Here is a 26381-nt window from a genome sequence, read left to right as displayed (position 1 = left end):
TATTTTTTATCACTTCTTCAAAACCGGTATCCAAATTTCACTTTTAAAGTTTGAAGAAGATATGTCTTTCTGTTCATTCCACAATATTTCCGGTCCTTCCGCTAGTTCATAATTGGAAGAAGGAAACCATTCAGAATAAATACGTCCCCATACATTTTGTAATGCATCAGGAAATGGTCCGACAGCTTCAAATATAGCCCACGTTGAAGCTGCGACTTCAAGTTGTGCGAATTGCTCTGGGCAATCTTCCACACTAGCTACTCCAATATAGTGATCAAGTTCTCCTTTTTCCTCCATTCTTCCTTCAGAAAAATTAGTAGAAGCACTAATAATTCCAGTAGGTTCCATATTTGAAAGTGACTTTAACGTTTGAATAGACTCTGGGTTTAAACTTTTCCACATAGAAGTAATTTCTTCATTTATACCGTTAAAAACGATTGGTACTCGTTTTGTAATACCTATAATTCGAAATGGCTCTTTTTCTTCAATTCGATAGTTCATTTCATTTCCTCCTTGAATGGATAATTGGAAGGTCATTGGTGAATAAGCCTTCAAAGAATGGCTACTATTTCGGGCTTCTGAAGGTGTGATACCGTGCAAGTTTTGAAAGGCACGAGCGAATGAATCTGGTGAGTTGTAGCCATATTTTATAGCCAAATCAATGACTTTTACATTGCTGTTTTTTAGTTCAAAGGCAGCGAGAGTAAGACGTCTACAGCGAATATACTCTGATAGTGATATGCCTGCTAAAAACGAAAACATTCTTTTAAAGTGATACTCAGAACAAAGAGCTAGCCTCGCAACTTCTTTAAAATCAATTTCATTCGTAAGATTATCTTCAATATAGCGCATTGCAGCATTCATATTTTTAAGTGAATCCATATGATGACCTCCTCTGTATATAGAATAGCAGGAACGAAATAGCCCCATCCGACATTTCATGCACAACTTTGTAGGGTACATTTTGTACCTTACAAAATTGTAATGTTCCTGTAAGGAGAATGAATGGATGGTATGATATCCCAATGTTATAGTAACAAAGTACTTTAATTCATTACGTTAACTTTTTGATTTCTTTACTTATGTGCCTTACATAACTGTCATGTTTGTGTAAGAAACATCGATAGTGGCAAGAGTAGAGAGTGTATATAGTTGAAAATAGAGAATAGAAGAAATGAGGGATGTCGAGATGAAAACAGTGTTAGAAGCAAAAAATATTGAAAAAGTATATGACACAGGTGGTAATACATTTGCAGCGTTAAAAGGTATTAACTTACAAGTAAAAGAAGGTGAGTTCGTTGGAATTATGGGACCTTCTGGTTCTGGTAAGACGACTTTACTAAATGTTCTTTCTACAATTGATAATGCGACGAACGGTGAAATTTTAATCGATGGAAAAGATATTGTAAAAATGAATGATGATAAGTTAGCGTTATTCCGCCGCGATCATTTAGGTTTCATTTTCCAAGATTATAACTTATTAGATACGTTAACGGTGAAAGAGAATATCGCTTTACCACTTGCGTTATCAAAGGTGAAAGCGAGTGAGATTGATCGCCGCGTTCTTGAAATCTCAAAGAAATTCGGTATTGATCATATTTTAAGTCAGTTCCCATATCAAGTATCTGGTGGACAGAAGCAAAGATGTGCGGCATCACGTGCAATCGTTACAAATCCAAGTATGATTTTCGGGGACGAGCCGACTGGAGCGCTTGATTCTAAATCAGCAACAGATTTACTTGAAAGTATGAAGTCGTTAAATGAATATGATAACTCTACAATTTTAATGGTAACGCATGATGCATTTGCAGCAAGTTATTGTAAACGAGTTATTTTCATTAAAGATGGTGAACTATATAAAGAATTGCACCGTGGTGAATCAACGCGTAAACAGTTCTTCCAAAAAATTGTTGACGTAATGTCTTCTATTTCTGGAGGTATGGCTGATGACCTTATCTAGCATTGCCCTCCGCAACATACAGCGGAACTTTAAAGACTACTTTGTATATTTTGCATCTATGATTTTTAGTATCGTTATTTATTTTACATTTAAAGCACTGCAATATAATTCACAAATGGAAAAAGCAGCAGAAGCTTCTAAAAAGATTAGTGGAGCGTTCCAAGTTTCAAGTGTGATGCTTATCATTTTCGTAGCAGTGTTTATTATATATTCGAACGGATTCTTTACACGTAAACGTAAAAAAGAAGTTGGCTTATATTCGTTATTAGGTATTCGTAAAAGACAAATTGGTAAAATGCTCTTTTATGAAAATATGTTAATGGGATTAATGTCTTTAATTATCGGTATTGCGATTGGTAGTGTCCTTTCAAAATTATTCCTTGAACTGCTAGTAAGCATGATGGGATTAAATTTAAATGTTCATTTTGAAGTACCGATGGCTGCCATTATTGATACAGCACTTATTTTCTTTGTGATTATTTTGTATACATCACTTCAAGGATATCGTTTAATTTATCGCTTTAAGTTAATTGAACTTTTCCGCGCAGAACGTGAAGGAGAAGCAATGCCAAAAGGATCTGTCATTATGGCATTTATTTCAGTTGTCTTAATCGGTTCAGGTTATTTCTTAGCATTAATGTTCATGAAGGCAGTTAAATATGCAGACTTTATGGCAGTTGCACTTTATATTTTACTAGCAACAGTATTAGGTACGTACTTACTATTTATGTTCTTTACAGTATTCGTATTGAAACGTGCAAGAACGAATAAATCATCGTTTTATAACGGTATGAATATGGTAACGACGTCACAGCTACTATATCGTATTAAAGGAAATGCAAAGTCACTTGCGACAATTTCTATTTTAAGCGCGGTAACATTAACAGCGGTTGGTACGTCAGTTACGATGTATTACAACACATTTACACAGTCAAAAGCAGTTGCACCTTACAGTTACTCTTATGAGAAAAAAGATGCAGAGCTTGATAAGAAAGTAAATGCGATTTTTGCAGAAGAGAAGAAAGATCACCCGATCAAAGATCAATTTGAAATTGAGACAGTTCCTGTAAAAGGGAAGTTTGAAGGAGACAAAGTTGATTTCATTCTTAACATGAACTATAGGATTTCAGAGAAATATCAGTTTATGTCTCAGTCAGAATTTAATAAATTTGCTAAAAAAATCGACGCAGAAACAGTGAATGTAGCTGCTGGTGAAGCATTTATATATGATAGTTCGTATATTGAAGGGCATGAGTTTAGTCCACAATATAAAGGAAACAAAGCAGTATTCCAAATTGGAAACGAAACGAAGCAATTAAAAATCCAAGGTGCAAATGACGTTGCGATTACAAATTTAGGTGAATTAGTTGTTGTCGTTTCAGATGAAATGTATGAACAAGCGAAGCAAGCATTTGGAACACGCGTTGTAAAAAATATTGATGTAAAAGACGAGAAAGATAGTAAAGTGTTAACAGAAAAATTAACAAAAGTGATGCCAGCTGGTGAATCAGAAATGGTGCCATCATTTAGAGATTTCTACACTGGTTTCCATATGGGGCTTGAAGGAACAGGATTAATGATGTTTATTGGAATGTTCTTAGGTCTTGTATTCTTACTAGCAACAGGTTCTATCATTTACTTTAAACAATTAACAGAAGCAAATGCTGATCGTGAGCGTTATGTTGTACTTCACAAAATAGGGGTCACAAAACAAGAAATGAAAAAAGCTATCGCAAAACAAGTAAGCTTTATCTTTGCAATCCCGTTAGTAATCGGAATCCTGCACAGCTTGTTTGCATTAAAAGGTTTAGGGAACATACTACCATTTGAAATTATGATTCCGCTTCTAATTAGTATCGGAGTCTATGGTGTCATTTATATTGGGTATTACTTCATAACAGTTCGTTCTTATTATAAGATTGTGAGTGCGAAGTAATAAGGGACAGCTATCGCTACAGGGGATAGCTGTTTTTTATTCTTCATAAAATCTTAAGAAATCTCCTTAATTTTTGTTAAGAAACGATAGTTATACTTAGAAACAAGTTAAAAACTATTGAACGAATGGGGAGATGGTTACATGCAACTCATAACATTCTTACACGAATTTATTAAACATCCGAAACATACTGGTGCAATTGCGCCAAGTTCAAAAATATTAGCAAAAAAAATGGTAGATGTAATTGATTTTCATAGAGCGAAATGCATCGTAGAGTTAGGGCCTGGTACAGGGGTTTTTACGAAGGAGATTATGAAGAGAAAAAAGAAGGAAACAATATTTCTTCTTATTGAAATTAATGAAGTGTTTTGCAAAGAGCTAAAGAGAAAATATAAAGATGAGCAGAACGTCATTGTTGTACACGGTTCAGCTGAAAATATAAAGAAGTATATGGAAGAGTTCCATATAGAATGCGTGGATTACGTCTTATCGGGATTACCTTTTACATCTTTACCAGAAGAAGTTTCAAAGCGTATTTTAAACAATGTAATGGAAGCGATACATGAGAATGGTGAATTTATTACATTTCAATATTCACTGGTAAAAAAAGGATTTATACAGCGCTTCTTTCCTGAAATTACGCTAGAGAAAGTGTGGCTCAATTTCCCACCAGCGTACGTCTTTAGCTGTAAAAAAGAGCTAAGGAGAGCGTATGCATAATGGAATTACATGAATTATTATCTTATATTGAACAATACGGTTATTGGGCTTTGTTTTTCTGTTTATGGTTAGGGATTATCGGTATGCCAATCCCAGACGAAATGATTGTAATGAGCGGTGGTTTTGTATCATCACTAGGGATATTAAGTATTATTCCTGCGTTTTTATTAACGTATTTAGGCGTTGTATCGGGGCTTTTTTTAGGTTATATACTAGGGAAAATATTTGGTACAAAAGTACTTCATAAGCTAATGAAAAAGAAAAAGGCGAAATATCTTTTGAAATCTCAACAAATGGTAGAGAAATATGGTCATTATGCGTTAGTTACAAGTTACTTCATACCGGTTGTAAGACATATCGTACCGTATGTAGTTGGGATGAATAATATGTCATTTAAGATGTATGCTTTGTATTCTTATACGACAGGATTTGTTTGGACACTCGTTTACTTTGTGCTAGGTTCTTTATTTGGACAACATATTGAAAGAATTGTAGCAGTTGCGATAGAGTATGGTGTGTATTTTGGGGGGAGCATTGCATTGATTGTGAGTGTGTTTTATTTTTACAGACAAAAAAGAAATACAGTGATGAGTAAATAAAGGAGGCGAAAGGTTCGTATTGGCGTGTAATTACAAGAGGGAGGTTTTCGCACGGTAAAGTACAAATAGAAGTAGATAAAATTCCTAATAGTGCAAAGGTAAAGTTAGGATTGTAAGTATAAACCCGGTTCTAGATAAGAGAATCGGGTTTGTTATTTTATGGTAAAATATAGGAGGGGGAGTGTGAGTTATGCTACTCATTGTTAGTCTTATATTAATTGGAATTATGTGTAGTATGAGAATAGTATCCTTACATATGATAGAACGACAAAAGATAGAAGAGCGATATGTATATTGCCCAAAATGTGATGCGAAAATTAGAAAAGGGAATTCTGCTCCTTTTTGTTCGAAATGTAATGTAATATTTTAAAGAAGATAAAAAGGCCACAACGAACATATTTCAGTTCGTTGTGGCCTTTTTTGAATGAAGAATAACAACAACTTTCTATGTTCCACTCATAATTTCTACGGTTATCTCCGCAAAAATAGGTTTTTTTTATAAAATCATTTTATTTTGGAGCTACAGACGTTGAAACATAAAATTGTTACTTATTAGTATCTATAACACTTTAAAGTGCGTACTTTTTATTGTGTTGCTGATAAGACATAATTACATATGTGAGAGGGAAATGAGTAGTGTAGAACTAAAAAGCATCTACGTTATTTTTAATAATTATCGTGCTTTGATTGGTCATCCCTTTTCACATTAATTGATATCCATTCATCATTTTTAAATAGATTTTAGGAGGAGATTTTAAATGAAAGATTTATTAAAAGGTACACTTGGTTTTGGTACGGCACCGCTAGGTAATATGTACCGTAATATTCCAGAGGAAGAAGCAATCGCAACAGTGGATGCTGCTTGGGATAATGGTGTTCGTTACTTTGATACAGCTCCACTTTATGGATCTGGTTTAGCAGAGATTCGTCTTGGTGAAGCATTATCGAAAAGAAATCGTGATGATTACTTCTTAAGTACAAAAGTAGGTCGAATTATTTCAGATGAATTGGAAGATCCATCTACACGTGATTTAGGTGAAAAAGGCGGACTTTTCGAATTTGGCCGTAAAAATAAAATCATCAATGACTACAGTGCGGATGCAACTCTTCGTTCTATTGAGGATAGCTTAAAACGTTTAAAAACAGACCGTCTAGATTTTGTTTATATTCATGATGTAGCACAAGATTTTTATGGAGATGAGTGGATTTCACAATTTGAAATTGCTCGAACAGGAGCATTCCGTGCACTTACTCAATTGCGTGATGAAGGTGTAATTAAAGGCTGGGGACTTGGAGTAAATAAAGTAGAATCAATTGAACTTATGTTGGATTTAGAAGAAGCAAAACCAAATGTTTCTTTACTAGCTGGTCGCTATTCATTATTAGACCACGAGCGTGCGTTAGAACGCGTGATGCCTGCGGCTGTAAAAAACAATATGGACATTGTTGTTGGTGGACCATATAGCTCAGGTGTACTTGCTGGAGGTGCTCACTTTGAATACCAAAAAGCGTCAACAGAAATCATTGCAAAAGTTAATAAAATGAAAAACCTTGCAGATCGTCATGGAATCAGTATTAAAGCTGCTGCTTTACAGTTTTCACTGGCTAACCCAGCAGTTGCAGCTGTTATTCCTGGTGCAAGTAAACCGGAACGAATTGCAGAAGACCAAGCTGCATTAAAAACAGTGATTCCAGCAGCGTTCTGGGAAGAAATGCGTGAACAAAAATTAGTTGCAGTTAATGCACCACTACCAATTAACGTTAAATAAAAAGGAGAGTAATGAAAATGGCAAATACTATTACATCTATTGAAATTCCAGCTTCACCTGCCCAAGTATGGAAATTAATTGGAGGTTTTGATGCACTTCCAGATTGGTTACCATATATCCCTAGCAGTAAAGTAACGGAAGGTGGACGTGTAATCCTGATGGCGATGCAATCGTAGAGCGTTTAGAAGCATTTAATGAGAAAGAACGTTACTACACATATTCAATTATGCAAGCACCATTCCCTGTGACGAATTATTTATCTACAATCCGTGTTAAAGAAGGTAAAGATGCTAACACATCATTAGTTGAATGGTCTGGTAGCTTCACTCCTGTAGAGGTTACTGATGAAGATGCAATTAATCTATTCCATGGAATTTATAAAGACGGTTTAGAGGCATTACAACAAGCATATTTAGGTTAATCAATTTATTAAACAATGAGAGTTTGAGAATAGATTAAAAAAACTGATTAAACATAAAAAAGACGAGCTAAAGTTTGAAACTTTAGTTCGTCTTTTTGTATTATACAACCGCAGGATTATAAATCATCGTAAAGTGCCCTGGCAACAATTCAATATGACAAGGTGTATGCAGCGAGCTTTCTCCATCTGTATCTACTTCTTTTTCTTCCTCTGTTTCAATATGAATGGATTTCGCTTTTACGTGGAAGATGTCATTGTCATTTGAGTCTTCAAATAGTTTCTTTCCGATGTAATCTTTAAATGCTTGAATACCTGTTGATTTGACTACGAAAATATCAAGTGTTCCGTCATCGCATTTTACATTCGGAATAAAGGAAGGAATACCGCCAAGGTATTCACCGTTTCCAACCATAACAAGGACAGCTTCATCTTCATATACTTGTCCGTCGTACGTAATTTTCACTGGGAATGTTTCAGCATTTTTGACAGTTCGAATGGTGCTTAAGTAGTAACCAATTTTACCAAGCTTTGCTTTCTCTTCTGCATCAATATTGTTTGATACTTCAGATACGAGTCCAATGCCCCAGAAGTTTAAGAAGTGTTGTCCGTTTGCTTTTGCGACGTCAACTGGTTTTACGTGTTCCTTTGTGATCAGCTTTGCTGCTTCTGCAATGTTTTGCGGAACGCCGAGTGTGCGAGAGAAGTCATTGCAAGTTCCGCCTGGAATGATTGCAAGTGTAGGTCTAGTTTCAAGAGGTGCTAAGCCATTTGTGCATTCAAATACAGTGCCGTCACCACCAAAGACGATAATTAAATCTACTTTACTAGCAAACTCTTGGCAATATTTCGTTGCATCACCTTGCTTTTTCGTATGAAGGATATGTAAGTCAGGAAAAGCTGCGGCAAGAGGTGGTACGATTTTCGTTAAATTTGTATGTAAGTCGCCTTGTCCAGCTTTTGGATTTACGATGAGGAGTACTTTTTCAAATTTTGTCTTTGTCATTTTTTTCTCTCCCTTTGTCTTTTACGAATTGTGATAGAAAATAAACTTCCACCAGTAATTGATGAAAGTTTATTTTATTATATTATTCCGTTACAACTGAAGCGATAAATGGTAAGTTACGATATTTTTCTGCACAGTCGATACCGTAGCCAACGATAAATTCGTCTGGAATTTGGAAGCCAACATATTCAGCTTTTAAGTCCACTTTACGACGCTCAGGTTTATCAAGCAACGTACAGAATTTGAGTGCCTTTGGTTTATGCATAAAGAAGTGATCTTTTAAGAAGTGAAGTGTTAAACCAGAATCGATAATGTCTTCTACGACAATTACGTTTTTGCCAGTAATGTTTACATCGATATCTTTTAATAGTTTTACTTTTCCAGTTGTTTCTGTTTGATTTCCGTAGCTAGATGCAGAAATAAAGTCGATTGTTACATCATTTTTAATGTGACGAATTAAATCAGCAGCGAATACGAAAGATCCTTTTAATACAGCGATTACTACGATTTCTTCTCCTTCAAAATCACGTTCGATTTGAAGTGCTAGTTCTTTTACTTTTTCTTGTAATTGTTCTTCAGAAATTAAAGTGTCTTTTATTTCAATATTCATTGGAGTCCTCCTACAGTGTAAAACTTGCGAACATTTCGACTGTAAAGGATAGAAAGAAAAAAGTCAAAGAAGATATAAGTTTTTTACAAAAATCTCCACAAAATAGTCAGATGATATGATATACTGATTACATTAAGAAAACGCTTCCATAAAGGGTGATTATGATGAAAAAGAAAGAGTATACAAGTGCAACATTTATAAAAGCATTGCTATTAACAATTGTTCTTGGCCTGTTAGCATACATAATTGATATACCAGCGATTCGGATTTCACTAATTGGAATGACTTTAGTATTAGGAGCAATTTCCCACGGTATGATGTCACAGCTGCAAGAAGCTAGGGTCGATCGTATGAAAGATCATATAGATGAAAAATGAGAAACCTTCACGTATAGAGAGTGAAGGTTTTTTGTTTCTTACAAAAATGTAAGGTAGTTGTAAGGCAAATCGATAGTTGCATAGTAGTGTTTTGGATAAACTATGGGTGTAAGGTAAAAGGCAAGCATATTTTAGGTAAATTAAGTTTTAGGCACTCTATATGTGAAAAAGGAGTAGGAGGGCATGGAGAAACGTTGGACGACCTTTTCTTTTTTAGCAACTAGCAACACCGTAATGCTAGCTGGCGAAATGGATTTTTTGCACTTGTTTGATCGAGAAGACGATCATTCTTCTTCTAATTTTACAATGAAATGGAATAAATGGAGCGAAAGTTGTAGGTTTGAAGAAGAGACCCCTAACGAAGAGCAAAAGATTATTTTGACAAACCCTATTAAAGCGTGGGTTGTTCAACGTCGTAAGTGTAACGTCAAAAATCACTTAAAGAAAACTGAGCCGAGACAATTAGTTATCGCTCCGGCCCATTCTACTTCTAAATCACGCGAAAGTAACATGTAAATAATTGAGACACACACCCGAAAAAACATCGTATATATTGCGATGTTTTTTTATTTTTCTACAATGAAATCTTTAAATGAAATATATTTCATCTGCATTTTATATTTATATCTCTTGTTTATTCTAGTGATACATCCGATGCGAAGTGATGTAAAACATATAAAAGGAGAGAAATGAAATGAAAAAGAAGCTATTACCAATCTGTGCAATGGCACTTTTAACAGTAGGATATTCTTCAGTAGCAAGCGCGGATACTGGAACAGTAACGAAGGAGGAAGAGGCGCAACTGCAGCAAGATAAGGCTAAAAAAGAAGAAGCAATTAAGGAACAGCAAAAAAGTGAAGTAGAGAAAAAGCAAGCGGCGCAAGTACAAGAAAAAAATGATATGGCTAAAAAAGAGGAAGCAATAAAAGCTGAGAAAAAAAGTGAAGAAGAGAAAAAGAGGATAGCGCAAGAACAGTTAAAAAGTGATATGGCAAAAAAAGAAGCCGCAATTAAGGAACAGCAAAAAAAAGATGTAGCAAAGCCAGCTGTACAAGGTGAAAAATTACCAAACACTGCATCAAATAATGTAGTGATGATGGGTCTAAGTGCATGTCTTGTAGCAATCGGTACATTATTTGGTTTGAATCGTCGCAATAAAGTTAAGGCGTAATTAAAATATTGTCCTATAAAGAATGGAATAATTTCATATATTAAAAATGGTAGGTTATTCCTACCATTTTTTGCATGGAGGGATGAAACATGAAGTTACTCAATTATATCGGTATTGTATTGATTGCCATAGGACTATGTATGGGATCATATTACGCTATGGAATGGTATAAAGGAAAAAGCTCTGCGGGGCAATTAACGAAAGAAGAAATAAAGAGCCTTGAAAATATACAACATAATCAACTTTCTTACGAAACACCTGTAACTTCCCAAGTGCCTTCTTCTCAAACAGAACATAAAGAAGGAGAAAAGGTTGCACTGTTAAATATACCGAGAATAAAGAAGAAGTTTTCTATATATTGGGGAGCGGATGATGCAACGCTGAAGAAAGGGGTTGGCATGTTCGTTAGTGATGTAACGACAACGCCATCTGGAGGGGGACATACTGTACTAAGTGGGCATAGGGATACTGTCTTTACAGATTTAGGAGAGTTAAAAGAAAAAGACAAGCTTATTTTAGAGTATGATAATAAAACGTACACATATGAAATTCAAAAAATATGGATTACCCATGCGGATGATCGCACTGTTATTATAAAAAAAGAAGAACCGATATTAACACTGACAACTTGTTACCCATTTAATTATATAGGGGATGCGCCAGATAGATATATTATCGAGGCGAAGTTAACTGCTAGTTATTCAAAGTGAAATTATGATTTCTAAAAGCGGGAGGAGGATACATAAGTTATGGCAAAAAATATTTTAATTGTGGAAGATGAAGATATATTACGTGAAATATTAAAAGACTATTTTTTAAGTGAGCAATATGTAGTGTTTGAAGCAAGAGACGGGAAAGAGGCTTTAGTTGTATTTGAGGAAGAAGAGGTTGATTTAGTTATTTTAGATATTATGTTGCCAGAACTTGATGGGTGGTCCGTTTGCCGAAGGATCCGTAAAACATCCGAGGTTCCTATCATTATGCTGACGGCACGTGTAGATGAAGATGATACGTTACTTGGATTTGAACTTGGGGCAGATGACTATGTGACGAAGCCATATAGCCCACCAATTTTATTAGCAAGAGCAAAAAGGTTGTTAGAGAGTAGAAAAGTGACAAAGCAACTTTTAGAGAATGAAGATGATACATTATCGATTCATGGTATCCATGTCCATTTTCCGTCGCGTACTGTTACGGTAGATAAAACAGATATAAATTTAACACATACAGAATTTGAAATATTAGCGTACTTTATGAAAAATCAAGGGATTGTTTTAACACGAGAGCAATTAATTTCAAGAATTTGGGGATATGAATTTGCTGGTGATGACCGAACCGTTAATAGCCATATTCGTAATTTAAGAAATAAATTAGGAGAGAAAGCAAAGTACATTACAACTGTAGTACGAACAGGTTATAAATTTGAGGGGAATGTATGAGAAAAGGGATTGTACTAAAATTATTTATCCTCACTACAGCATTATGTATGTTAATTTTAGCGACGATATTTATTGGACAAACGATATTTTTTAAACAATATTATGCGAATAGAAAAGTGGAAGATATTAAATTGAATTTAAATTCCTTCGAAAAGAATTATTTGAACTATGCAGGAAGTGTAGAAGGAATTCAGAAGCTGGAGCAAGACTTTTTAAGAGAAAATAATACGTGGATTACGACATTAGACCAGAATGGGAATTTAAAACATGCAGATGATTTTTATTTTGAAGTAACGATAGATCGTAAGCAACAGAAGAGTTTTGGACAACAAACATTCAAAATTCCTTTATACAATCTCGTCAATATAGAAGAGATTGATAATAAATCATCAAATCCGTTTTTAGGCCAAGAAATTTATTTTTCTGGCGTGAAAAAAGATGATAGTTATATTCCATTCTATTTCGCGTTAGGCAAGCAAAATTTAAGCGGATCTAATAAACCGTTAGAAAAAGCGTTTCAGGAGAAAAGGAAATTAAATGAGGAGAAAAAGAGAGCAGCCGGGGAACAACTTGCTAAGGAAAAGAAACCAGCTGTCCAGGAAGAATCTGCTCAAGAATTAGATGCTTACATAAGTGGGCGGGTTACGAAAGTTCAGCTTCCTGATGTAACAGGTCCTATAAATCCAATTTATAAAAATAGCATCTTCTTAGATAACATAAAAGAATTTCAAACGGATTTATTATTAAAAGAGAGCAAGCACATACAATATGCAATACAAACAATGGACTATGAAAAAAATGATATTAAATATAAATTATTAATCAAGCCAACAAAAGAAAAAGATGGATCAGTAACTTATATATATGCGATGGCTTCTTTACAGCCTGTAGATGAAGCTGTACAAATGGTGCAAGATTACTACATTTACATCATTGCATTTGTAGTTGTTCTTATTTTTCTAGCGTCATTCTATTATTCAAAACAAATTGCAAAGCCGTTATTAAAAATAAATGATACAACGAAGAAAATAGCGCATTTAGATTTTACAGAAAAAATACCGATTACTTCAAAAGATGAAATTGGTGATTTATCGAAAAATATTAATGTATTATCCAATAAACTCCATTCCCATATTGGACAGCTAGAACAAGATATTGAAAAGGAAAGAAAATTAGAAAAGACGCGGAAAGAATTCATTTCTGGTGTTTCGCATGAACTAAAAACACCGCTGAGTATTATGAAAAGCTGTATTTCTATTTTAAAAGATGGAGTAGCTGAGCATAAAAAGGAGTATTATTTTCAAGCGATGGAACGAGAAGTAGATAAAATGGATACGTTAATTTTGGATATGCTGGAGTTAGCTAAATTTGAGTCAGGTACATATAAAATGAAAAAGGATCCATTTTATATTGATACAGTAATGGAAGATATATGTGAACACCTTTCTGTAGAAATAGAGAAAAAAGAACTTCATGTTCATAAAAATATAGGTCCATTTGAAGTAGTCGCAAATCAAGGCCGGATTGAACAAGTCATCGTGAACTTCATTACGAATGCTATACGTTATACACCAAATAAAGAAGATATTATTATTTCTACAATAGATGAGAAGGATCGTATAAAAGTGTGTATTGAAAATAAAGGTACTCACATTGAAGAAGAGCAATTAGATAAAATTTGGGATCGTTTTTATCGCGTGGATGCAGCTCGTCAACGTTCGCAAGGTGGAACAGGTCTTGGGCTTGCCATTTCAAAGAATATTTTAGAACTACATGATGCTGAATATGGAGTAAAGAATACAGAAGATGGTGTATTATTTTATTTCTACTTATTGAAAAAAGCGTAGATGATGCATGCTACGCTTTTTTAATTTATTTTCATATTATCTTTACTTAATCTTTATTTTCAAGCGATATAATCTGGTTAGAAAATGAGGTTATGTAAGGAGTCGATGAACCGTGCATAGCAATTGGCTAAGTATAATGGTATTTATTTTTCTTTGCGCATTTATTGTTTTTTTAATTGATATTACGATATGAACAAAAAGAGCGCTTATTAAGCGCCCTTTTTGTTTGCATTTATTTGATAAGCATTGATGCTCTTGAATAAGCGTGGTGAAGTAAGGAATAAAAATATAAGTAAAACGGTACATAGAATATAGGAACCAATCATTGTACTACCATTTACGATTAATGAATAAAGCACAGCTGATTGACCTTTCGGCGCATATTGCCCCCAGAAAATAATACCGGCAATAAAGTGACAGAAGTAGCGAGCAAAGCTACCGATAAATGTAGCAAGGATAATATAACCAAGAACTTTTTTTCCTTCGTTTTGTTTTGAAGAAGGTTTGTCTTTACGGCTACCTAAATTTGATTGTTCTAAGTTATTTTCATTAGACGTTAAAAGTGCTTTTTGAATTGGACGATAGAATAAGCCAGCAAATCCGATAAAAGCAAAGGCAATGAAGTACTCAATGAATGCTTGAATAGGTGTTAAAATGTAAGCATCTCCCACGACAATTTGTAATAGTCCCCAAACTAAACCACCTAAGAAAGCTGATTTAAAGCCCCAGCGGTATGCAATAATAAAAATAGGAATCATAGCAAATGAAATGGAACCGCCTGTTGGAAGTTTAATTGATAATGGTAAAATATCGATGACCAGGGCGAAGGCTGCAAGAATAGCAGATTCGATCATCGCTTGTAAATTGGTGTTACGCATGTTGTCTCCCCCTAAATCCAAGTTGTACAAAAAAGAATAGATATCATAGGAGGATACGAAATACGTAAATAAAAATGAGGTATGTATTTCGGACGTTTGCACAATCCCTGCGTTAGCATTAACTAACAGGTTCGAAGGGTCGGAACGAAGTGTTCCCTCTCAGCGACATGGCTCCCCCTGTGATAACGAGATTCTTTATTTGCTACTGTTTATTGTAAGCGAAATGGATGAGAATGGCAAATGAATACAGTATGACAATAATTGAAATAGAATTGTAGCAAAATGTTAATAAATATGAAGTAAAAAGTTATAGTCCAAGTGAAATAGAGTATGATATAATTTTTTTGAAAATAATTATCATTCTCTTCTGAGGGGGAAGTTTATGAGTTTAGTAGATATTAAAATTGGTGAGAAAGTGTTAGTAAAAAGCGTTCATTCTTTAGATCAACTATTAAAGAGAAGACTAGCTGCTTTCGGTCTTTCTGAAGGAAGCGAACTTCGTATGAAACAAAAAGCGATGTTCAAAGGTCCTTGTACATTGGAGTGTCGTGGACAGTTAATTAGTATTCGTCATTGTGACGCGAAAATGATAAAGGTGGAATTAGCGTGAATAAGGTTGCTTTGCTAGGGAACCCGAATACAGGGAAGACATCGTTATTTAATGCACTTACTGGTTCTTATGAGTATGTAGGAAACTGGAGTGGTGTAACAGTAGAAAAGAAGGTTGGTAAATTAAAAGATAAGCAAGGAACATTAATTGATTTACCAGGCGTTTATGACTTGAATCCAGTTTCACGTGATGAAGGTGTTGTAACAAACTTTCTACTAACAGAAGAATTTCAGCATATGTTAAATATTGTGGATTCCTCGCAGTTTGAACGAAATATGCATTTAACGTTGCAATTACTTGAATTTGGTAAGCCAGTTTCAATTGGTTTAAATATGATTGATGTGGCGAAGCAAAGAGGAATTGTAATTGATGTAAAACGATTATCAGAACAATTAGGTGTAACAGTCGTTCCTGTCGTTGCAAGAAGTGGAAAAGGCTGTGAAGAACTACTTGCGACTCTTAAAGAAAATGACAAAAAAGAGAAAAAGCCATTCCTTATTTCATATGGTGTACAAATGGATGAAGGAATCGAAGAGGTAATTTCTCTTTTAGAGAAAGCGAATTATGAGCATCCAAGATGGTTAGCTCTTCAATTTTTAAGTAATAACGAAGTAGTAGAAAAAGAAATGAAAGCATTACCAATTTATAAGGAACTTGTAGCCATTCGATCTCGCTTAGAAAGAAAACTTGATTGTACGTTGGAAGAGCACATTTACAAAACTCGTGAAGCGTATATTGAAAAGTTAAAAACAAATGTTATGAAGCATGAGAAAGAAGGGAAAATTCCTTTTTCAGAAAAAATTGATAGATTAATTACACATAAAATTTTAGGACTTCCAATCTTTTTAGCAGTTATGTTTTTTATTTTTCAGGTTACGTTTACGTGGATTGGTACACCATTATCTGATATGTTAGATGAGTTTTTTGGTGGAAAGCTTACGGATTGGGTGACAGCTGGACTTACAAGTGTTGGAGCTTCTGATTTTATTCAAGCACTCGTTACAGAAGGTATTATTGCCGGTGTTGGTGCCGTATTAGTATTCGTTCCACAAATCTTTGCATTATTCTTTTTCATTTCATTATTAGAAGACTCAGGGTATATGGCGCGAATTGCAGTTGTTATGGATAGAATTATGGAATTCTTCGGCTTGAATGGAAAAGCGTTCATTCCAATGATTATCGGTTTCGGATGTAATGTTCCAGGTATTATGGCAGCGAGAACGATTGAACAAGAAAAAGAACGTTTACTTACAGTTCTTGTAACGCCATTTATGTCTTGTTCGGCACGTTTACCTGTATATGCGTTATTTGCGGGCGTATTCTTCCCGCATAGTCAGGCGACTGTTGTGTTTTCTTTATATGTTGCAGGGATTGTCCTTGCGTTATTAGTTACAAAAATTATGTCTCTTACCATTTTAAAAGCGGAAAAGTCTATTTTCGTCATTGAACTACCTCCTTATCGCGTGCCACAAGCAAAAACATTATGGCTGAGCACATGGGAGAAAGGGAAAGGATTTGTTCGTAAAGCAGGTACATTTATCTTCGGTGGTTCTGTTGTCATTTGGCTATTAAATTATGCAGGTCCATCAGGATTTGGTGTTGATATGGGAGACAGTTTCTTAGCGATGATTGGTGGATTTATCGCACCACTATTTGCACCGCTTGGCTTTGGAACGTGGCAAGCTGCAGCATCCCTTTTAACAGGATTTTTAGCGAAGGAAGTTGTCGTTTCTACAATGGCAATTATTTATGCAGTTAAAGAAGATGTGCTTGGAAACGTAATGGGAGCACATTATACAGCATTATCAGCTTATGCATTTATGTTCTTTATTTTATTATATGTTCCGTGTTTAGCGACAGTAGCCGTTATTAAACGTGAAACAGGATCAGCGAAGTGGACGATTTTCTCTGTCGTGTATCCACTCGTTGTTGCTTATGTATTAACGTTCATTATATACCAAGTTGGATCCTTACTCGGATTCTAGAAGGAGATGTATTGTGATGATGGTCAATATTATAATTGGAGCTATCATTTTTGGTTATGCAGCATACACGTTAGTTAATTTTGTAAAGAGAAGTAAAAAGGGAAAATGCGCCGCATGTTCTTTAAATAAGTCATGTCAGTCACAAACATGTAGTCCGGATATGGAGCAAATTGCTCATAAATAGAAAAAAGCTTTGCGAATTTGAATTGAACCCAAAAAGTTAGACAAATATATTAAGCAGCTACTAAGGATTGAACTCTGTATTGCACAGGGGACAATCCTTTTAGTTTTGTTTTAATTCTTTTGTGATTGTAGTAATGAATATAAATATCGTTTTATTGCTTGTATTTTATCTTTTGAAGAAAATTTAGCCATAAAAAATGCACCTCCAATTGTTAATTATGTGTCTAACAATTGGGGTGCACTTCATTACAGGCAGTCTTTTTAATCTACTTCAATATCTCGGCCTTCTGTCATCACTTTATTTCTCCAAAGCAAAAGTAATCTCCTAAATTCTGAAGTTTCTAATTTACATTGATTATTTGGTGGGCTAATGTAATAATTAATCGCGCTTGTATATTTAGGTTCAATAAATACAGCAGCAGCATTGTATTCTAGTTCATAACTAGGGTACTTTCCCTCTACGACATGGTCTAAAACTTCTATGTATTCATCCGCTTCATCTTCATCTAGGTTTTCTATAAAGTCAGATACAATAGCAATTTCTTTTGGTAAACGAATTCTTAGTCCACCAAATGGGTCACGCCAAAATTCATGTGAATAATTCATTAATACAACCTCACTATCTTCTCGTATATTTTGGATAAGCGGTGGTAATTTCTCCATTTTCAATAATCATCTCAACTTTAAATCCAGAAGAAGTTTGCCCTACGTATTTATTTGGAGCGATTTGAACACGATTGGTATATGCTTCTTTAATAGAATCAACTACCTGGACTCTATTCCAATCCTTAGGGAAAAATGAAGATTTAGCTTGTTTTACAATACCATCAATCTTTACCTCTGCAACATATACTCCTGCAGGATTTGGTGGCCTAGTAACGCGAATTATCTCTCCCCCCATCATATTCTCGTGATGATAACCAACAGCTTTTAATCCCCACCATTTTTGTCTTACTTCACCATGAAAAACATGCTCCATAAGTGATGAGTCAAATTTATATGGCGTGTTCCCACTGGAAGTTCCTTCCCCCCTAGCAAACTGATGGGTCGATAGCTTTTCCTCAGCTGCTCTAAAATCAGGTGTATCAAATACAGAGCGTATATTATTTCCACCAGTTAAAGCAAACTCATTGCGATTACGATTGAATAAGGATGCAGCGTCTTGCAAGCTTTGATTAGCAGTTCGTGAAATCTCAGCTAATTTTGTGCCAGGATTCAACATTGCAATTTTATCCACGCCTTTTGTTCCTACGAATAGTTGTCCAACAGCCAATATAGTATGACCAGCCGCGCTTCCATACCATTCTGCACCACTATACGAGTCACCATTGGTAACATCACGATTCCAAGAATCAGAAATTGTTTGTTTTATCGTATTGAATGTCTCGACTGGATGAGAAACGGCTTCAATCGTGTTATTAAATGTGTCAATTGGATGGATAATTGCATCTGCAAGTCCTAATAATTCATCACCTATAGCGTCGCCCATTCCTTTTTTTAAGTGATAGGGGACACCTAATCCAGATTTTTCAAAAGCAGATGCGATTTCATCATCTATAGTGTCTTTTATTTTATTCACATCTTTATATGCTGCATCGATACCATATTTAAATTTATCATATAAAGACTCATCGGAATTTTTTACTTTACTAAAATCCTCATAAGTTTCCTTGAGACCATGCCAAACCTTGTCACGTAAAGATCCATCATTTTTCTCACTATTTAACTTACCACACATTGCTCCTTCTTCAAGATTTCCATCATATGAAGCATCTGCGGTACGGAATTTTTCGGCAATTCGTTTCAAATCCTCTTCCACTTTTATAATCGAATTGATAGATGTAAAAGCTTTTGGTCTTGCATCATTGAACATTTGAATGAACTGTTGGTTAGAGGCACCAATCCATTGAAAACATAAATGATCTATTTCATTACATAGATTATTGTGTATAGATTCTAATGCGATTCTGGTATTATTTGCACGATTAGCAATTTCTTCTAGAATTTCAGGTGTTACTTTGATTTGAACCATTTCTTTCCTCCCTTTCCCCAATTAAAATTATGAGATAAAAAGAAAAAAATGTAAATACGGAAATTTTAGATTAGTATAATAATATTGATGTGAAATGAAACCTGCTTAATTGTAAATAAAGCTTATGTGTATGTAAAGTAACAATTAGAGCCACGATTGTGAGCGGTTTTTTATTTTGCATCAATAATATCAATAAACTTCAAAGTCATATTATTATAAAATGCATCCGTACAAATTATAGATTTATTCAGCGGATCAATGTCAACGACAGTCATATAGTTAGTAAGTAAAAAAACATCTTCAGTACCTTCTAGATATCGTTTTATTGCTTGTATTTTATCTTTTGAAGAAAATTTAGCTATAAAAAATGCACCTCCAATTGTTAATTATGTGTCTAACAATTGGGGTGCACTTCAATTTCACGAAGCTTTTTTGTTTTACTTTTTAATTTTTACAAGTTGTGATGATTCTACACCATTCTTTCCAGGGAATTCTTTACTTGGATCCTTATCAAATTTTAATACACCTACAGATTTTTCTTCACCTTTTACATTGCTGTAAGTTGCGTCATCAACAATCGCATACATATCTGTATATGCACGGCCACTTCCGATAATTGTGTTGCCTTCATATTTTAATTTTGCCCCATCAAGTGCAGCATTTTCTACTTTCTCTTTTGCGAATAATACACCTTGTTCTGCTGTTATAGCTGGTAATTTATCAAGTGGCTTCGTGTCGTCTTTTGCATCCACTTTGTTAAGTAATTCTTTCTTCACCAGTTCTTCACCAGTTTTCTTATCCATGACAAGAACTTTTTTACCTTCTAATGTTGTCATTTTCATTTTATAGAAGTCTTTTTCTTTCACTTCTTTTTTGTTTTTATCTGTAATTTGCTGAACTTGTTCTTCTGATCCATAAAGTACAAAACCGTTCGCTTTCTCTCCTAATAAAGAACAACCTGATAATGCTCCAAATGAAATTGCTGCTGCTAACCCGATTCCTACTAATTTTTTCATGATGATTTCTCCTTTTATATGTTTTATAGTAAATACAATTTTTGTATTAGTTTTGAAATGATGAGAAGCTTGTTTGTCGCTTCTGGTATTAGTGTATAAGAAATAGGGAGACGTAACTATCGAGTTAGCTTACAGTAACATTACAATAATGTAATTTAGTGAAAGTACATAAAAATGAGTCAATTTTGAAGAGAATTAATGAGAATATATTAGGAATACAATGTTTTGTAGGTAATGTCATATTATATTGGCTGTATTTTGGAAATAACATGTAAGGACATATTAGTTTTGTTATAATGAACACATAGGCTGTAAAAATGAATATTCTTTACTGTAAAGGGAGATTTTTCAGTTTTCCAAGTAGTGAATTTGAAATATGAGGTATATCATAGGAGGAATTTGAATGTCTGTATTTAAACGATTAAGAGATTTAACAATGTCGAATGTGTATTCAATAATTGAAAAAGCGGAAGATCCAGTTAAGATGACGGATCAATATTTACGCGATATGCAAGCGGATGTACAAGAAGCTGAGAAAAGTGTAGCAGCTCAAATTGCACTTGAGAAGAAATTCAAAATATTATTTGAAGAGCAAGAAGCACTTGTGAAAAAACGTGAAGAGCAAGCTCATATGGCTGTTCAAGCAAGCAATCTTGACCTTGCGCGTCGTGCACTAGAAGAAAAACAAAACGCAGAGCAAAAGATGAATGAGTATAAAGCAAGCTATGAGCAAAACAAAGCTGCTGCTGATAATCTTCGCCTGAAGCTAGAAGAAATGCGTAAGCAATTAACAGAGCTGAAAAATAAACGTGAAACACTTGTGGCACGTGTAAATGCGGCGAAAGCACAAAAGAATATTAATCAGGCGATGTCTGGATTTGATTCAAACTCAGCAAAAGCTGGTTTAAGCCGTATGGAAGAGAAAGCTCTTCAATTAGAGGCTGAAGCAGAAGCAAGCGGTGAAGTATACAAAAAAGGAAAATCATTAGATGACGAATTCGCAAGCTTAAACAAAAATTCTGCTGTTGACGATGAATTAGCTCGTATTATGAAGCAGTATGAGAAATAATATAGAATAGAGACAAATGAACCGACATGTCTAAACAAATTCATGTCGGTTTTCTATTATTTTTTAGAGGAGGTTTTGCAATGACATGGACAAATGTATTAGCCATGCTTGTATGGACTGGAGCGAGTGCAGTACTTTTATTTGCAATTATGTGGGTTGATTCAATTTTTACAAAATACAATGATTTAAAAGAAATAAAAAATGGGAATACAGCTGTAACAACTCGTTTCGTTATGAAATTATTCGCGCAAGGGTACATTTTATCTCAATCGATAACGAAAGCAAATGACTTATGGCAAGCATTACTTGCATCAGCAGTTTCTTTCGTTATTTTATTAGTAGTAGAAATGTTTATCGAATTTGTTTTAAAGAAAATGGCTGGCTTAGATTTAGAAGAAGGTACGAAAGAAGGCAGTGTTGCTCACGCGATGTTGGCCGGATCATTACATATAGTTGGTGCACTTATTTTAGGTGCTTGTTTATAAAGAGAGAAGGAGGGATAGATTATGAGTTTATTTAAACGAATTAAAAATATAATGAAAAGCCCAGAACCACCGAAACCAGAGAAAAGTTTGTTAACGTTAGCTCCTGGCGATATGGTTGAAGTTTCATTAGTCATGTATGAATTAATTGGGAAAACGAGTATGCATTCTCGTAAAGAAATTGTTTTAACGCTGCAAGACGGGAAAGATATTCGTTATTTAAAAATTGAAGACCGTGAAAATACGTATTACAAATTATATACACCAATTGATGGTCGTTTAGATTCGATTGATGAAATTCCGACGACAATTGAGATGGATGATACAGAGTACCATATGGAAGAGCAATATAACGGACGTGTTGTTGTGATGGGGAAAACACCATTCTCAGCTTCAGAAGAACAGTATGTATGGGAATTCCAATCAGATAATCGAAAATTATTACGTATCGAATGGCAAAATGGTCGCACAATGATGTATGAGGGAGAAGCAATTATTCCTGCTGATGTACAAATTATAAGAGCAACGTAAGGGGGCGTAATCATGTCAAACCGATTGTTTACCATGATTAAATCGTTCGTGATCCCTATACTTGCTATCGTTACATTACTTGTTGTTGCTGGATATGCCTTATCAGGTTGTCAAGGCGGACAGACAAAGTCGATTCAAGACCGTTATCCACTTGAATCTGTCGCAAAAGAAGGTAAACAAGAATCTTACGTGTATAGGGCCGCCAATCGGTCAGTTCCTGAAGTCGCGAAGGAACTCATTAATGAAAGAGAACCGAAGCAAGCATCTAAAGAAGACGAAAATCAAATGTTCCTCGTTTATTCTGATAAGATTTATAATCTGCAAAGGGATAAAGAGAAGCCATCTGATACGTTAATTGAAATAAGTAATAAAGAGTTTGTCCGTCAAAATTACCAACCGTCCTTCCTGCAAGGATATATTATGGGTAGTATATTAAATGATATATTCGGTTCACGAAAATCATCGTACGGTGATTATCGCGGATATAATGACAGACAAAATCATAAACCAGTTATTCCAGAGAGACCGCCTACGAAAGAAGAAAAGAAAACCCCGCCTCCAATTACGAAGGAAGGGAAAGGGTCTATCATTAAGCGTGGCGATAATGTAGATTCGAAATCTTCTGTAGGAGATACAGGAAGTATTACGAAAAAAGGAAGTAGCACGCCTCCGCCTTCTACTGGAAGCAAAGGGAAAATAACGAAAACACCAGGTGGTTCGAGCGGATCAGATGTGAAGCCGAAATCATCTATTAAAACGCCACCAAGGAATACCTCTCCTCCGAAAACGAGGGTCGGTGGTTCAGGAAAGATTACGAAGAGAAGATAGTGTAGAGACCGGAAAGTGAAATTTGCTTTTCGGTCTTTTTTTATGGAAATTAATTCCTTGTAGCTGGTACAATGAAGTTATAAGGAGGAGATTATTATGACTATGTATAAAAGATTTAGTGTAATTATGTTCCTCGTCTTATTCTTAAGTTTATTCATTAGCACAACGATGAAATTTCACTTTGTAGTAGGTATTCTATGGATACTATGTACATGTACTCTTTTTCTGTATGTTCCGCTTCGTTTCCAACAAGAAGTGCCAGCCTTTCAAAAATACGTGGCATGGATTAAGAGCGGGGGAAGATGGGGGGGAGTAAAAATATATCAGCGATTATTGAAATATATCGACTAACCGACAAAAACTGACAACGATAAAAAAGAGGGTGTGCCAGCATATTGGCACACCCTCTTTTTTCATAAAGATTAATGAATATCACGTTTCTTAAAGTTACCGCCTTTTACTTCTGCTACGTCATAAACTGTAATAAAGGCGTGTGGATCGATTTCGTTAATAAGTTCTTTCATTTTACTTTCTTCTAAACGGTTAATTACACAAGAAATTTCTTTGAATTTCTCTCTTGAATAACCACCGTATACTTCGTTATATGTTGCACTTCGGCCTAAACGATCGCGAATGGTTTCTACCATTAATTCAGGCTCTTTTGTAATAATTTTAAATGCTTTCGAACCACTTAAACCAACTTCAACGATATGAATCACTTTCGAAGCAATAAAATAAGCAATTGCCGAAAGGATAGCTCCTTGAAGACCGAATACAGTTGATACGAAAATAAATACGAACATGTTTAAGAATAAAATAAGGTCACTCGTTCCAAATGGTAACTTACGAGAAAGCAATACAGCTAGCATATCGATTCCATCTAATGCCCCGCCGTTACGTAATGCTAGTCCCATACCAAAACCGATGATAATACCACCAACAACTGTAACTAATAATGTATCGCCCTCAATAATAGCTGGTATTCCGTGCATGACAACGGTACCTATTGCTAATGAAGCAATCCCGATAATAGAATAAATCGCAAAGCTTTTACCGATTTGCTTATATCCTAACCAAACGAAAGGAATGTTAATAACTGCGATTAGAGCTCCTAATGGCAATCCAAACAATCTTGAACTAACGATACTTAAACCAGTTACACCACCGTCTGATACGTTATTTGGAATTAATACTGCTTCTAATCCGTACGCTGTGATAAATGCCCCAATAATAATCATCAAAGCTTTAGAAGCAATTTTTAGCTTATTGGGCTTGTTTTTGATAATTTTCTCCATATAATTTCCTCGTTTCAAACTAGTTTCTTATTTGTTACGTAATTCACACCTACATTCCATTTTAACATTTAATTTGAAAAATTTCTCCTTTAATGGATGTATGCAGGGAATATTATGACCATATTAACTTTAAAATATTTTTGAAATGAGTATAAGAAATCCCATCCTTTCAAAGGATGGGATGCTATTAAGAAACAATAAAACTAAGGACTGTTAGGAATAAAGCAAAACCTAAAATAGTTCCACATATTTTCATATGGCGCTTACGTCCCATCACAACGATTGCAACATACTCACGAATCATTGCATTAGGCCAATAATAAAAGGCTGTTTTTGATCCAATTCCTTGGCTATTAAGACCTGCTTGTCTTGCATATATACCAGCGCGGAATAGGTGGAAGTTGTTCGTTGTAAAGATACTATTATACTTACCTTCAGGCTTTAAAGAATCCATAATTTCTTTAGAGAATAACATATTTTGATATGTGTTTACAGAGCGATTTTCTTGCACTGTATGTTCAAGCGGAATTCCTTTTTCAACAGCGTACTTTTGCATCGCTTCTGCCTCTGGAAGACCTTCATCTGGACCTTGTCCACCAGAGAAAATAATTGTTGGTGGCGTATTTACAGCGGCTTGTTTCCAGTAAAAGTCGATTGCTTTATGAATACGACTTGCAAGTAAAGGTGGTACTTTATCATTAATTAAGCCACTACCAAGAACGATAATGAAATCTTGATTACGTCTTGGTCTGTTGAATTGGTATAAAAAATACGCGCTTAAGAAGTTAGATAAATGCACAAAGAAATACATAGTTATAAGAGAGATAGCAGCAAAAATAAATTGAAAATGCTCTGAGAATAAGCTTGCTGGATTTATAATAGGGAGCATTATAAAGAATAAAATCCCTAAAGCAGCAATTAAAGTTAAAGAGTTTGTGAAGCGTCTTCCTTCACGTTGCATTAAAATTTTTGCATTAAGAAATAGCCCAAACATTAAAGCGACTATAGCAAAAGGTATCATTACAATGAGCGCTAACATCGGAATAATAACGATAAAATGTAAAGAATTACTACCAGACTCATATGAGGCTATAGCGCAAAATAATAGAAATGAACAGAAAAAGGCATTAAATAAAAACCCATTTATTATTTTTCGTGGATCTTTTAAATAGGAGATAAGAAAAATAATAAACAATATAAGAGGAATGATTCCGAAAGACATAAATATAGTACACCTCAACTTGTATAAGAATTTGACATACCTTTTATATTACATGATTTTATAATTGAAAATGAAAGAAAAAGGATTTTGAATTTTCTCAATAAAATATATGGATACATATGTTACAATGTATGTAAAGCGATATATTAAAAGTAAAATGGTTGAAGAGGCACTCTATGGAGTGTCTTTTCTTTTTTGTATGTAATTATGCATATTATATTTATTTTCAAGTGAAGAGGATTAAAATATAAGTGGTAGACATACTTTATAAAATAGAATTTAATACAAACATTTCCCTCTACTTTTTGTATCTAACAATCGTATAACAATACATAATTCTGTTTTATAGTGTCTGTTTATGAAAGGCGTCTTCTTTGAAGGCGCCTTTTTGTTGTTTC

The 26381-nt window shown here is 34.6% G+C and carries 29 protein-coding genes, 4 pseudogenes and 1 riboswitch; of the genes and pseudogenes, 22 read left to right on the top strand and 11 right to left on the bottom strand.

The window, feature by feature from the left end:
* Positions 1 to 9: 9 nt before the first annotated feature.
* Positions 10 to 882: an AraC family transcriptional regulator gene (locus AC0NJG_RS24550; protein WP_087953093.1), complete on the bottom strand. Its 873-nt coding sequence runs from the start codon at positions 880 to 882 to the stop codon at positions 10 to 12.
* A gap of 307 nt (positions 883 to 1189) precedes the next feature.
* Here AC0NJG_RS24550 and AC0NJG_RS24545 point away from each other — a divergent pair, with 307 nt between their 5' ends.
* The 8 genes and pseudogenes from AC0NJG_RS24545 (at position 1190) to AC0NJG_RS24510 (ending at position 7405) form a co-directional block, all read left to right on the top strand.
* Positions 1190 to 1960 (top strand): ABC transporter ATP-binding protein, encoded by a 771-nt coding sequence (locus AC0NJG_RS24545; RefSeq protein WP_087953092.1) that lies wholly within the window; start codon positions 1190 to 1192, stop codon positions 1958 to 1960.
* Positions 1947 to 3896 (top strand): ABC transporter permease, encoded by a 1950-nt coding sequence (locus AC0NJG_RS24540; protein WP_474063552.1) that lies wholly within the window; start codon positions 1947 to 1949, stop codon positions 3894 to 3896. Before AC0NJG_RS24545 ends, AC0NJG_RS24540 begins: the two co-directional genes overlap by 14 nt.
* Positions 3897 to 4037: 141 nt before the next feature.
* Positions 4038 to 4616: a class I SAM-dependent methyltransferase gene (locus tag AC0NJG_RS24535; RefSeq protein WP_474063551.1), complete on the top strand. Its 579-nt coding sequence runs from the start codon at positions 4038 to 4040 to the stop codon at positions 4614 to 4616.
* Positions 4616 to 5215, top strand: a complete 600-nt coding sequence (locus AC0NJG_RS24530) for a DedA family protein (RefSeq protein WP_087994071.1) — start codon at positions 4616 to 4618, stop codon at positions 5213 to 5215. Before AC0NJG_RS24535 ends, AC0NJG_RS24530 begins: the two co-directional genes overlap by 1 nt.
* Positions 5216 to 5223: 8 nt before the next feature.
* A pseudogene (locus tag AC0NJG_RS24525) lies at positions 5224 to 5331 on the top strand (YxeA family protein); the annotation flags it as partial.
* A gap of 74 nt (positions 5332 to 5405) precedes the next feature.
* Complete coding sequence (locus AC0NJG_RS24520; protein WP_025966497.1) at positions 5406 to 5585, top strand: hypothetical protein; 180 nt, start codon at positions 5406 to 5408, stop codon at positions 5583 to 5585.
* A gap of 388 nt (positions 5586 to 5973) precedes the next feature.
* On the top strand, positions 5974 to 6984 hold the full coding sequence (locus AC0NJG_RS24515) for an aldo/keto reductase (RefSeq protein ID WP_087953088.1): 1011 nt from the start codon (positions 5974 to 5976) through the stop codon (positions 6982 to 6984).
* A gap of 17 nt (positions 6985 to 7001) precedes the next feature.
* Positions 7002 to 7405, top strand: a pseudogene (locus AC0NJG_RS24510) (SRPBCC family protein).
* Positions 7406 to 7505: 100 nt separating this feature from the next.
* Here AC0NJG_RS24510 and AC0NJG_RS24505 read toward each other — a convergent pair.
* Both AC0NJG_RS24505 and hpt read right to left on the bottom strand, forming a co-directional pair.
* Positions 7506 to 8408, bottom strand: coding sequence for a diacylglycerol/lipid kinase family protein (locus AC0NJG_RS24505; RefSeq protein WP_071722123.1), 903 nt, complete (start codon positions 8406 to 8408; stop codon positions 7506 to 7508).
* An 82-nt stretch (positions 8409 to 8490) separates the two neighbouring features.
* Positions 8491 to 9018 carry a hypoxanthine phosphoribosyltransferase gene (hpt, locus tag AC0NJG_RS24500; RefSeq protein ID WP_001019304.1) on the bottom strand — a complete coding sequence of 176 codons (528 nt, stop codon included), beginning with the start codon at positions 9016 to 9018 and terminating at the stop codon, positions 8491 to 8493.
* A gap of 161 nt (positions 9019 to 9179) precedes the next feature.
* On the opposite strand from hpt, the gene AC0NJG_RS24495 reads away from it, so the two are divergent.
* From AC0NJG_RS24495 to AC0NJG_RS24470, 6 genes are all read left to right on the top strand, one after another.
* Entirely contained in the window at positions 9180 to 9395 is a 216-nt protein-coding gene (locus AC0NJG_RS24495) for a hypothetical protein (RefSeq protein WP_474063550.1), read from the top strand.
* A gap of 183 nt (positions 9396 to 9578) precedes the next feature.
* Positions 9579 to 9911: a hypothetical protein gene (locus AC0NJG_RS24490; RefSeq protein ID WP_071722127.1), complete on the top strand. Its 333-nt coding sequence runs from the start codon at positions 9579 to 9581 to the stop codon at positions 9909 to 9911.
* 178 nt (positions 9912 to 10089) lie between these two features.
* A complete protein-coding gene (locus AC0NJG_RS24485; RefSeq protein WP_087953086.1) occupies positions 10090 to 10566 on the top strand; it encodes an LPXTG cell wall anchor domain-containing protein in 477 nt (158 codons plus the stop codon).
* A gap of 89 nt (positions 10567 to 10655) precedes the next feature.
* On the top strand, positions 10656 to 11276 hold the full coding sequence (locus tag AC0NJG_RS24480; RefSeq protein WP_087953085.1) for a class D sortase: 621 nt from the start codon (positions 10656 to 10658) through the stop codon (positions 11274 to 11276).
* A gap of 39 nt (positions 11277 to 11315) precedes the next feature.
* Positions 11316 to 12005 carry a response regulator transcription factor gene (locus tag AC0NJG_RS24475; protein ID WP_001097099.1) on the top strand — a complete coding sequence of 230 codons (690 nt, stop codon included), beginning with the start codon at positions 11316 to 11318 and terminating at the stop codon, positions 12003 to 12005.
* On the top strand, positions 12002 to 13852 hold the full coding sequence (locus AC0NJG_RS24470) for a sensor histidine kinase (RefSeq protein ID WP_474063549.1): 1851 nt from the start codon (positions 12002 to 12004) through the stop codon (positions 13850 to 13852). The genes AC0NJG_RS24475 and AC0NJG_RS24470 overlap by 4 nt, the downstream gene beginning before the upstream one ends.
* Positions 13853 to 14061: 209 nt before the next feature.
* Here the strand turns inward: AC0NJG_RS24470 and thiT are convergent, their stop codons facing one another.
* Entirely contained in the window at positions 14062 to 14730 is a 669-nt protein-coding gene (gene thiT, locus AC0NJG_RS24465) for an energy-coupled thiamine transporter ThiT (protein WP_087953082.1), read from the bottom strand.
* Positions 14731 to 14816: 86 nt separating this feature from the next.
* Positions 14817 to 14918: riboswitch (TPP riboswitch) on the bottom strand.
* A gap of 194 nt (positions 14919 to 15112) precedes the next feature.
* On the opposite strand from thiT, the gene AC0NJG_RS24460 reads away from it, so the two are divergent.
* From AC0NJG_RS24460 to AC0NJG_RS24450, 3 genes are read left to right on the top strand one after another with little or no spacing between them, the layout of a single operon-like run.
* On the top strand, positions 15113 to 15340 hold the full coding sequence (locus tag AC0NJG_RS24460; protein ID WP_087953081.1) for a FeoA family protein: 228 nt from the start codon (positions 15113 to 15115) through the stop codon (positions 15338 to 15340).
* A complete protein-coding gene (gene feoB, locus AC0NJG_RS24455; protein WP_474063548.1) occupies positions 15337 to 17325 on the top strand; it encodes a ferrous iron transport protein B in 1989 nt (662 codons plus the stop codon). The genes AC0NJG_RS24460 and feoB overlap by 4 nt, the downstream gene beginning before the upstream one ends.
* Before the next feature lie 16 nt (positions 17326 to 17341).
* Complete coding sequence (locus tag AC0NJG_RS24450; RefSeq protein ID WP_000989597.1) at positions 17342 to 17509, top strand: FeoB-associated Cys-rich membrane protein; 168 nt, start codon at positions 17342 to 17344, stop codon at positions 17507 to 17509.
* Positions 17510 to 17558: 49 nt separating this feature from the next.
* Here the strand turns inward: AC0NJG_RS24450 and AC0NJG_RS24445 are convergent.
* The 5 genes and pseudogenes from AC0NJG_RS24445 to AC0NJG_RS24425 all read right to left on the bottom strand — a co-directional run.
* Positions 17559 to 17657: pseudogene (locus AC0NJG_RS24445) on the bottom strand (IS3 family transposase); the annotation flags it as partial.
* Between the two features lie 112 nt (positions 17658 to 17769).
* Positions 17770 to 18171 carry a hypothetical protein gene (locus AC0NJG_RS24440; protein ID WP_014893454.1) on the bottom strand — a complete coding sequence of 134 codons (402 nt, stop codon included), beginning with the start codon at positions 18169 to 18171 and terminating at the stop codon, positions 17770 to 17772.
* The gene (locus AC0NJG_RS24435) at positions 18128 to 19540 is read right to left on the bottom strand and encodes a WXG100 family type VII secretion target (protein ID WP_088327218.1); all 1413 of its coding nucleotides are present in this window, start codon (positions 19538 to 19540) and stop codon (positions 18128 to 18130) included. The genes AC0NJG_RS24440 and AC0NJG_RS24435 overlap by 44 nt, the downstream gene beginning before the upstream one ends.
* A gap of 170 nt (positions 19541 to 19710) precedes the next feature.
* Positions 19711 to 19842 (bottom strand): annotated as a pseudogene (locus tag AC0NJG_RS24430) (YolD-like family protein); the annotation flags it as partial.
* A gap of 135 nt (positions 19843 to 19977) precedes the next feature.
* Positions 19978 to 20556, bottom strand: a complete 579-nt coding sequence (locus tag AC0NJG_RS24425; RefSeq protein WP_088327164.1) for a lipoprotein BA_5634 family protein — start codon at positions 20554 to 20556, stop codon at positions 19978 to 19980.
* Positions 20557 to 20959: 403 nt separating this feature from the next.
* Here AC0NJG_RS24425 and AC0NJG_RS24420 point away from each other — a divergent pair, with 403 nt between their 5' ends.
* From AC0NJG_RS24420 to AC0NJG_RS24400, 5 genes are all read left to right on the top strand, one after another.
* Entirely contained in the window at positions 20960 to 21625 is a 666-nt protein-coding gene (locus AC0NJG_RS24420) for a PspA/IM30 family protein (protein WP_088327162.1), read from the top strand.
* An 80-nt stretch (positions 21626 to 21705) separates the two neighbouring features.
* A complete protein-coding gene (locus AC0NJG_RS24415) occupies positions 21706 to 22110 on the top strand; it encodes a DUF350 domain-containing protein (protein ID WP_000220322.1) in 405 nt (134 codons plus the stop codon).
* Between the two features lie 21 nt (positions 22111 to 22131).
* Complete coding sequence (locus AC0NJG_RS24410) at positions 22132 to 22638, top strand: DUF4178 domain-containing protein (RefSeq protein ID WP_000051759.1); 507 nt, start codon at positions 22132 to 22134, stop codon at positions 22636 to 22638.
* A 12-nt stretch (positions 22639 to 22650) separates the two neighbouring features.
* Positions 22651 to 23466 (top strand): DUF4247 domain-containing protein, encoded by an 816-nt coding sequence (locus tag AC0NJG_RS24405; RefSeq protein WP_088327160.1) that lies wholly within the window; start codon positions 22651 to 22653, stop codon positions 23464 to 23466.
* Between the two features lie 96 nt (positions 23467 to 23562).
* On the top strand, positions 23563 to 23817 hold the full coding sequence (locus AC0NJG_RS24400) for a hypothetical protein (RefSeq protein WP_143881616.1): 255 nt from the start codon (positions 23563 to 23565) through the stop codon (positions 23815 to 23817).
* Positions 23818 to 23888: 71 nt separating this feature from the next.
* Here AC0NJG_RS24400 and AC0NJG_RS24395 read toward each other — a convergent pair whose 3' ends face one another.
* Both AC0NJG_RS24395 and AC0NJG_RS24390 read right to left on the bottom strand, forming a co-directional pair.
* Positions 23889 to 24761, bottom strand: coding sequence for a YitT family protein (locus AC0NJG_RS24395; protein WP_000411240.1), 873 nt, complete (start codon positions 24759 to 24761; stop codon positions 23889 to 23891).
* Positions 24762 to 24948: 187 nt separating this feature from the next.
* Complete coding sequence (locus AC0NJG_RS24390) at positions 24949 to 25983, bottom strand: YdcF family protein (protein ID WP_087954002.1); 1035 nt, start codon at positions 25981 to 25983, stop codon at positions 24949 to 24951.
* Between the last annotated feature and the right edge of the window lie 398 nt (positions 25984 to 26381).

It is taken from the genome of Bacillus sp. SSR7 (assembly GCF_055902415.1).
The sequence above is the reverse complement of the archived record's forward strand: the minus strand, read 5'-3'. Positions and strand labels throughout refer to the sequence as shown.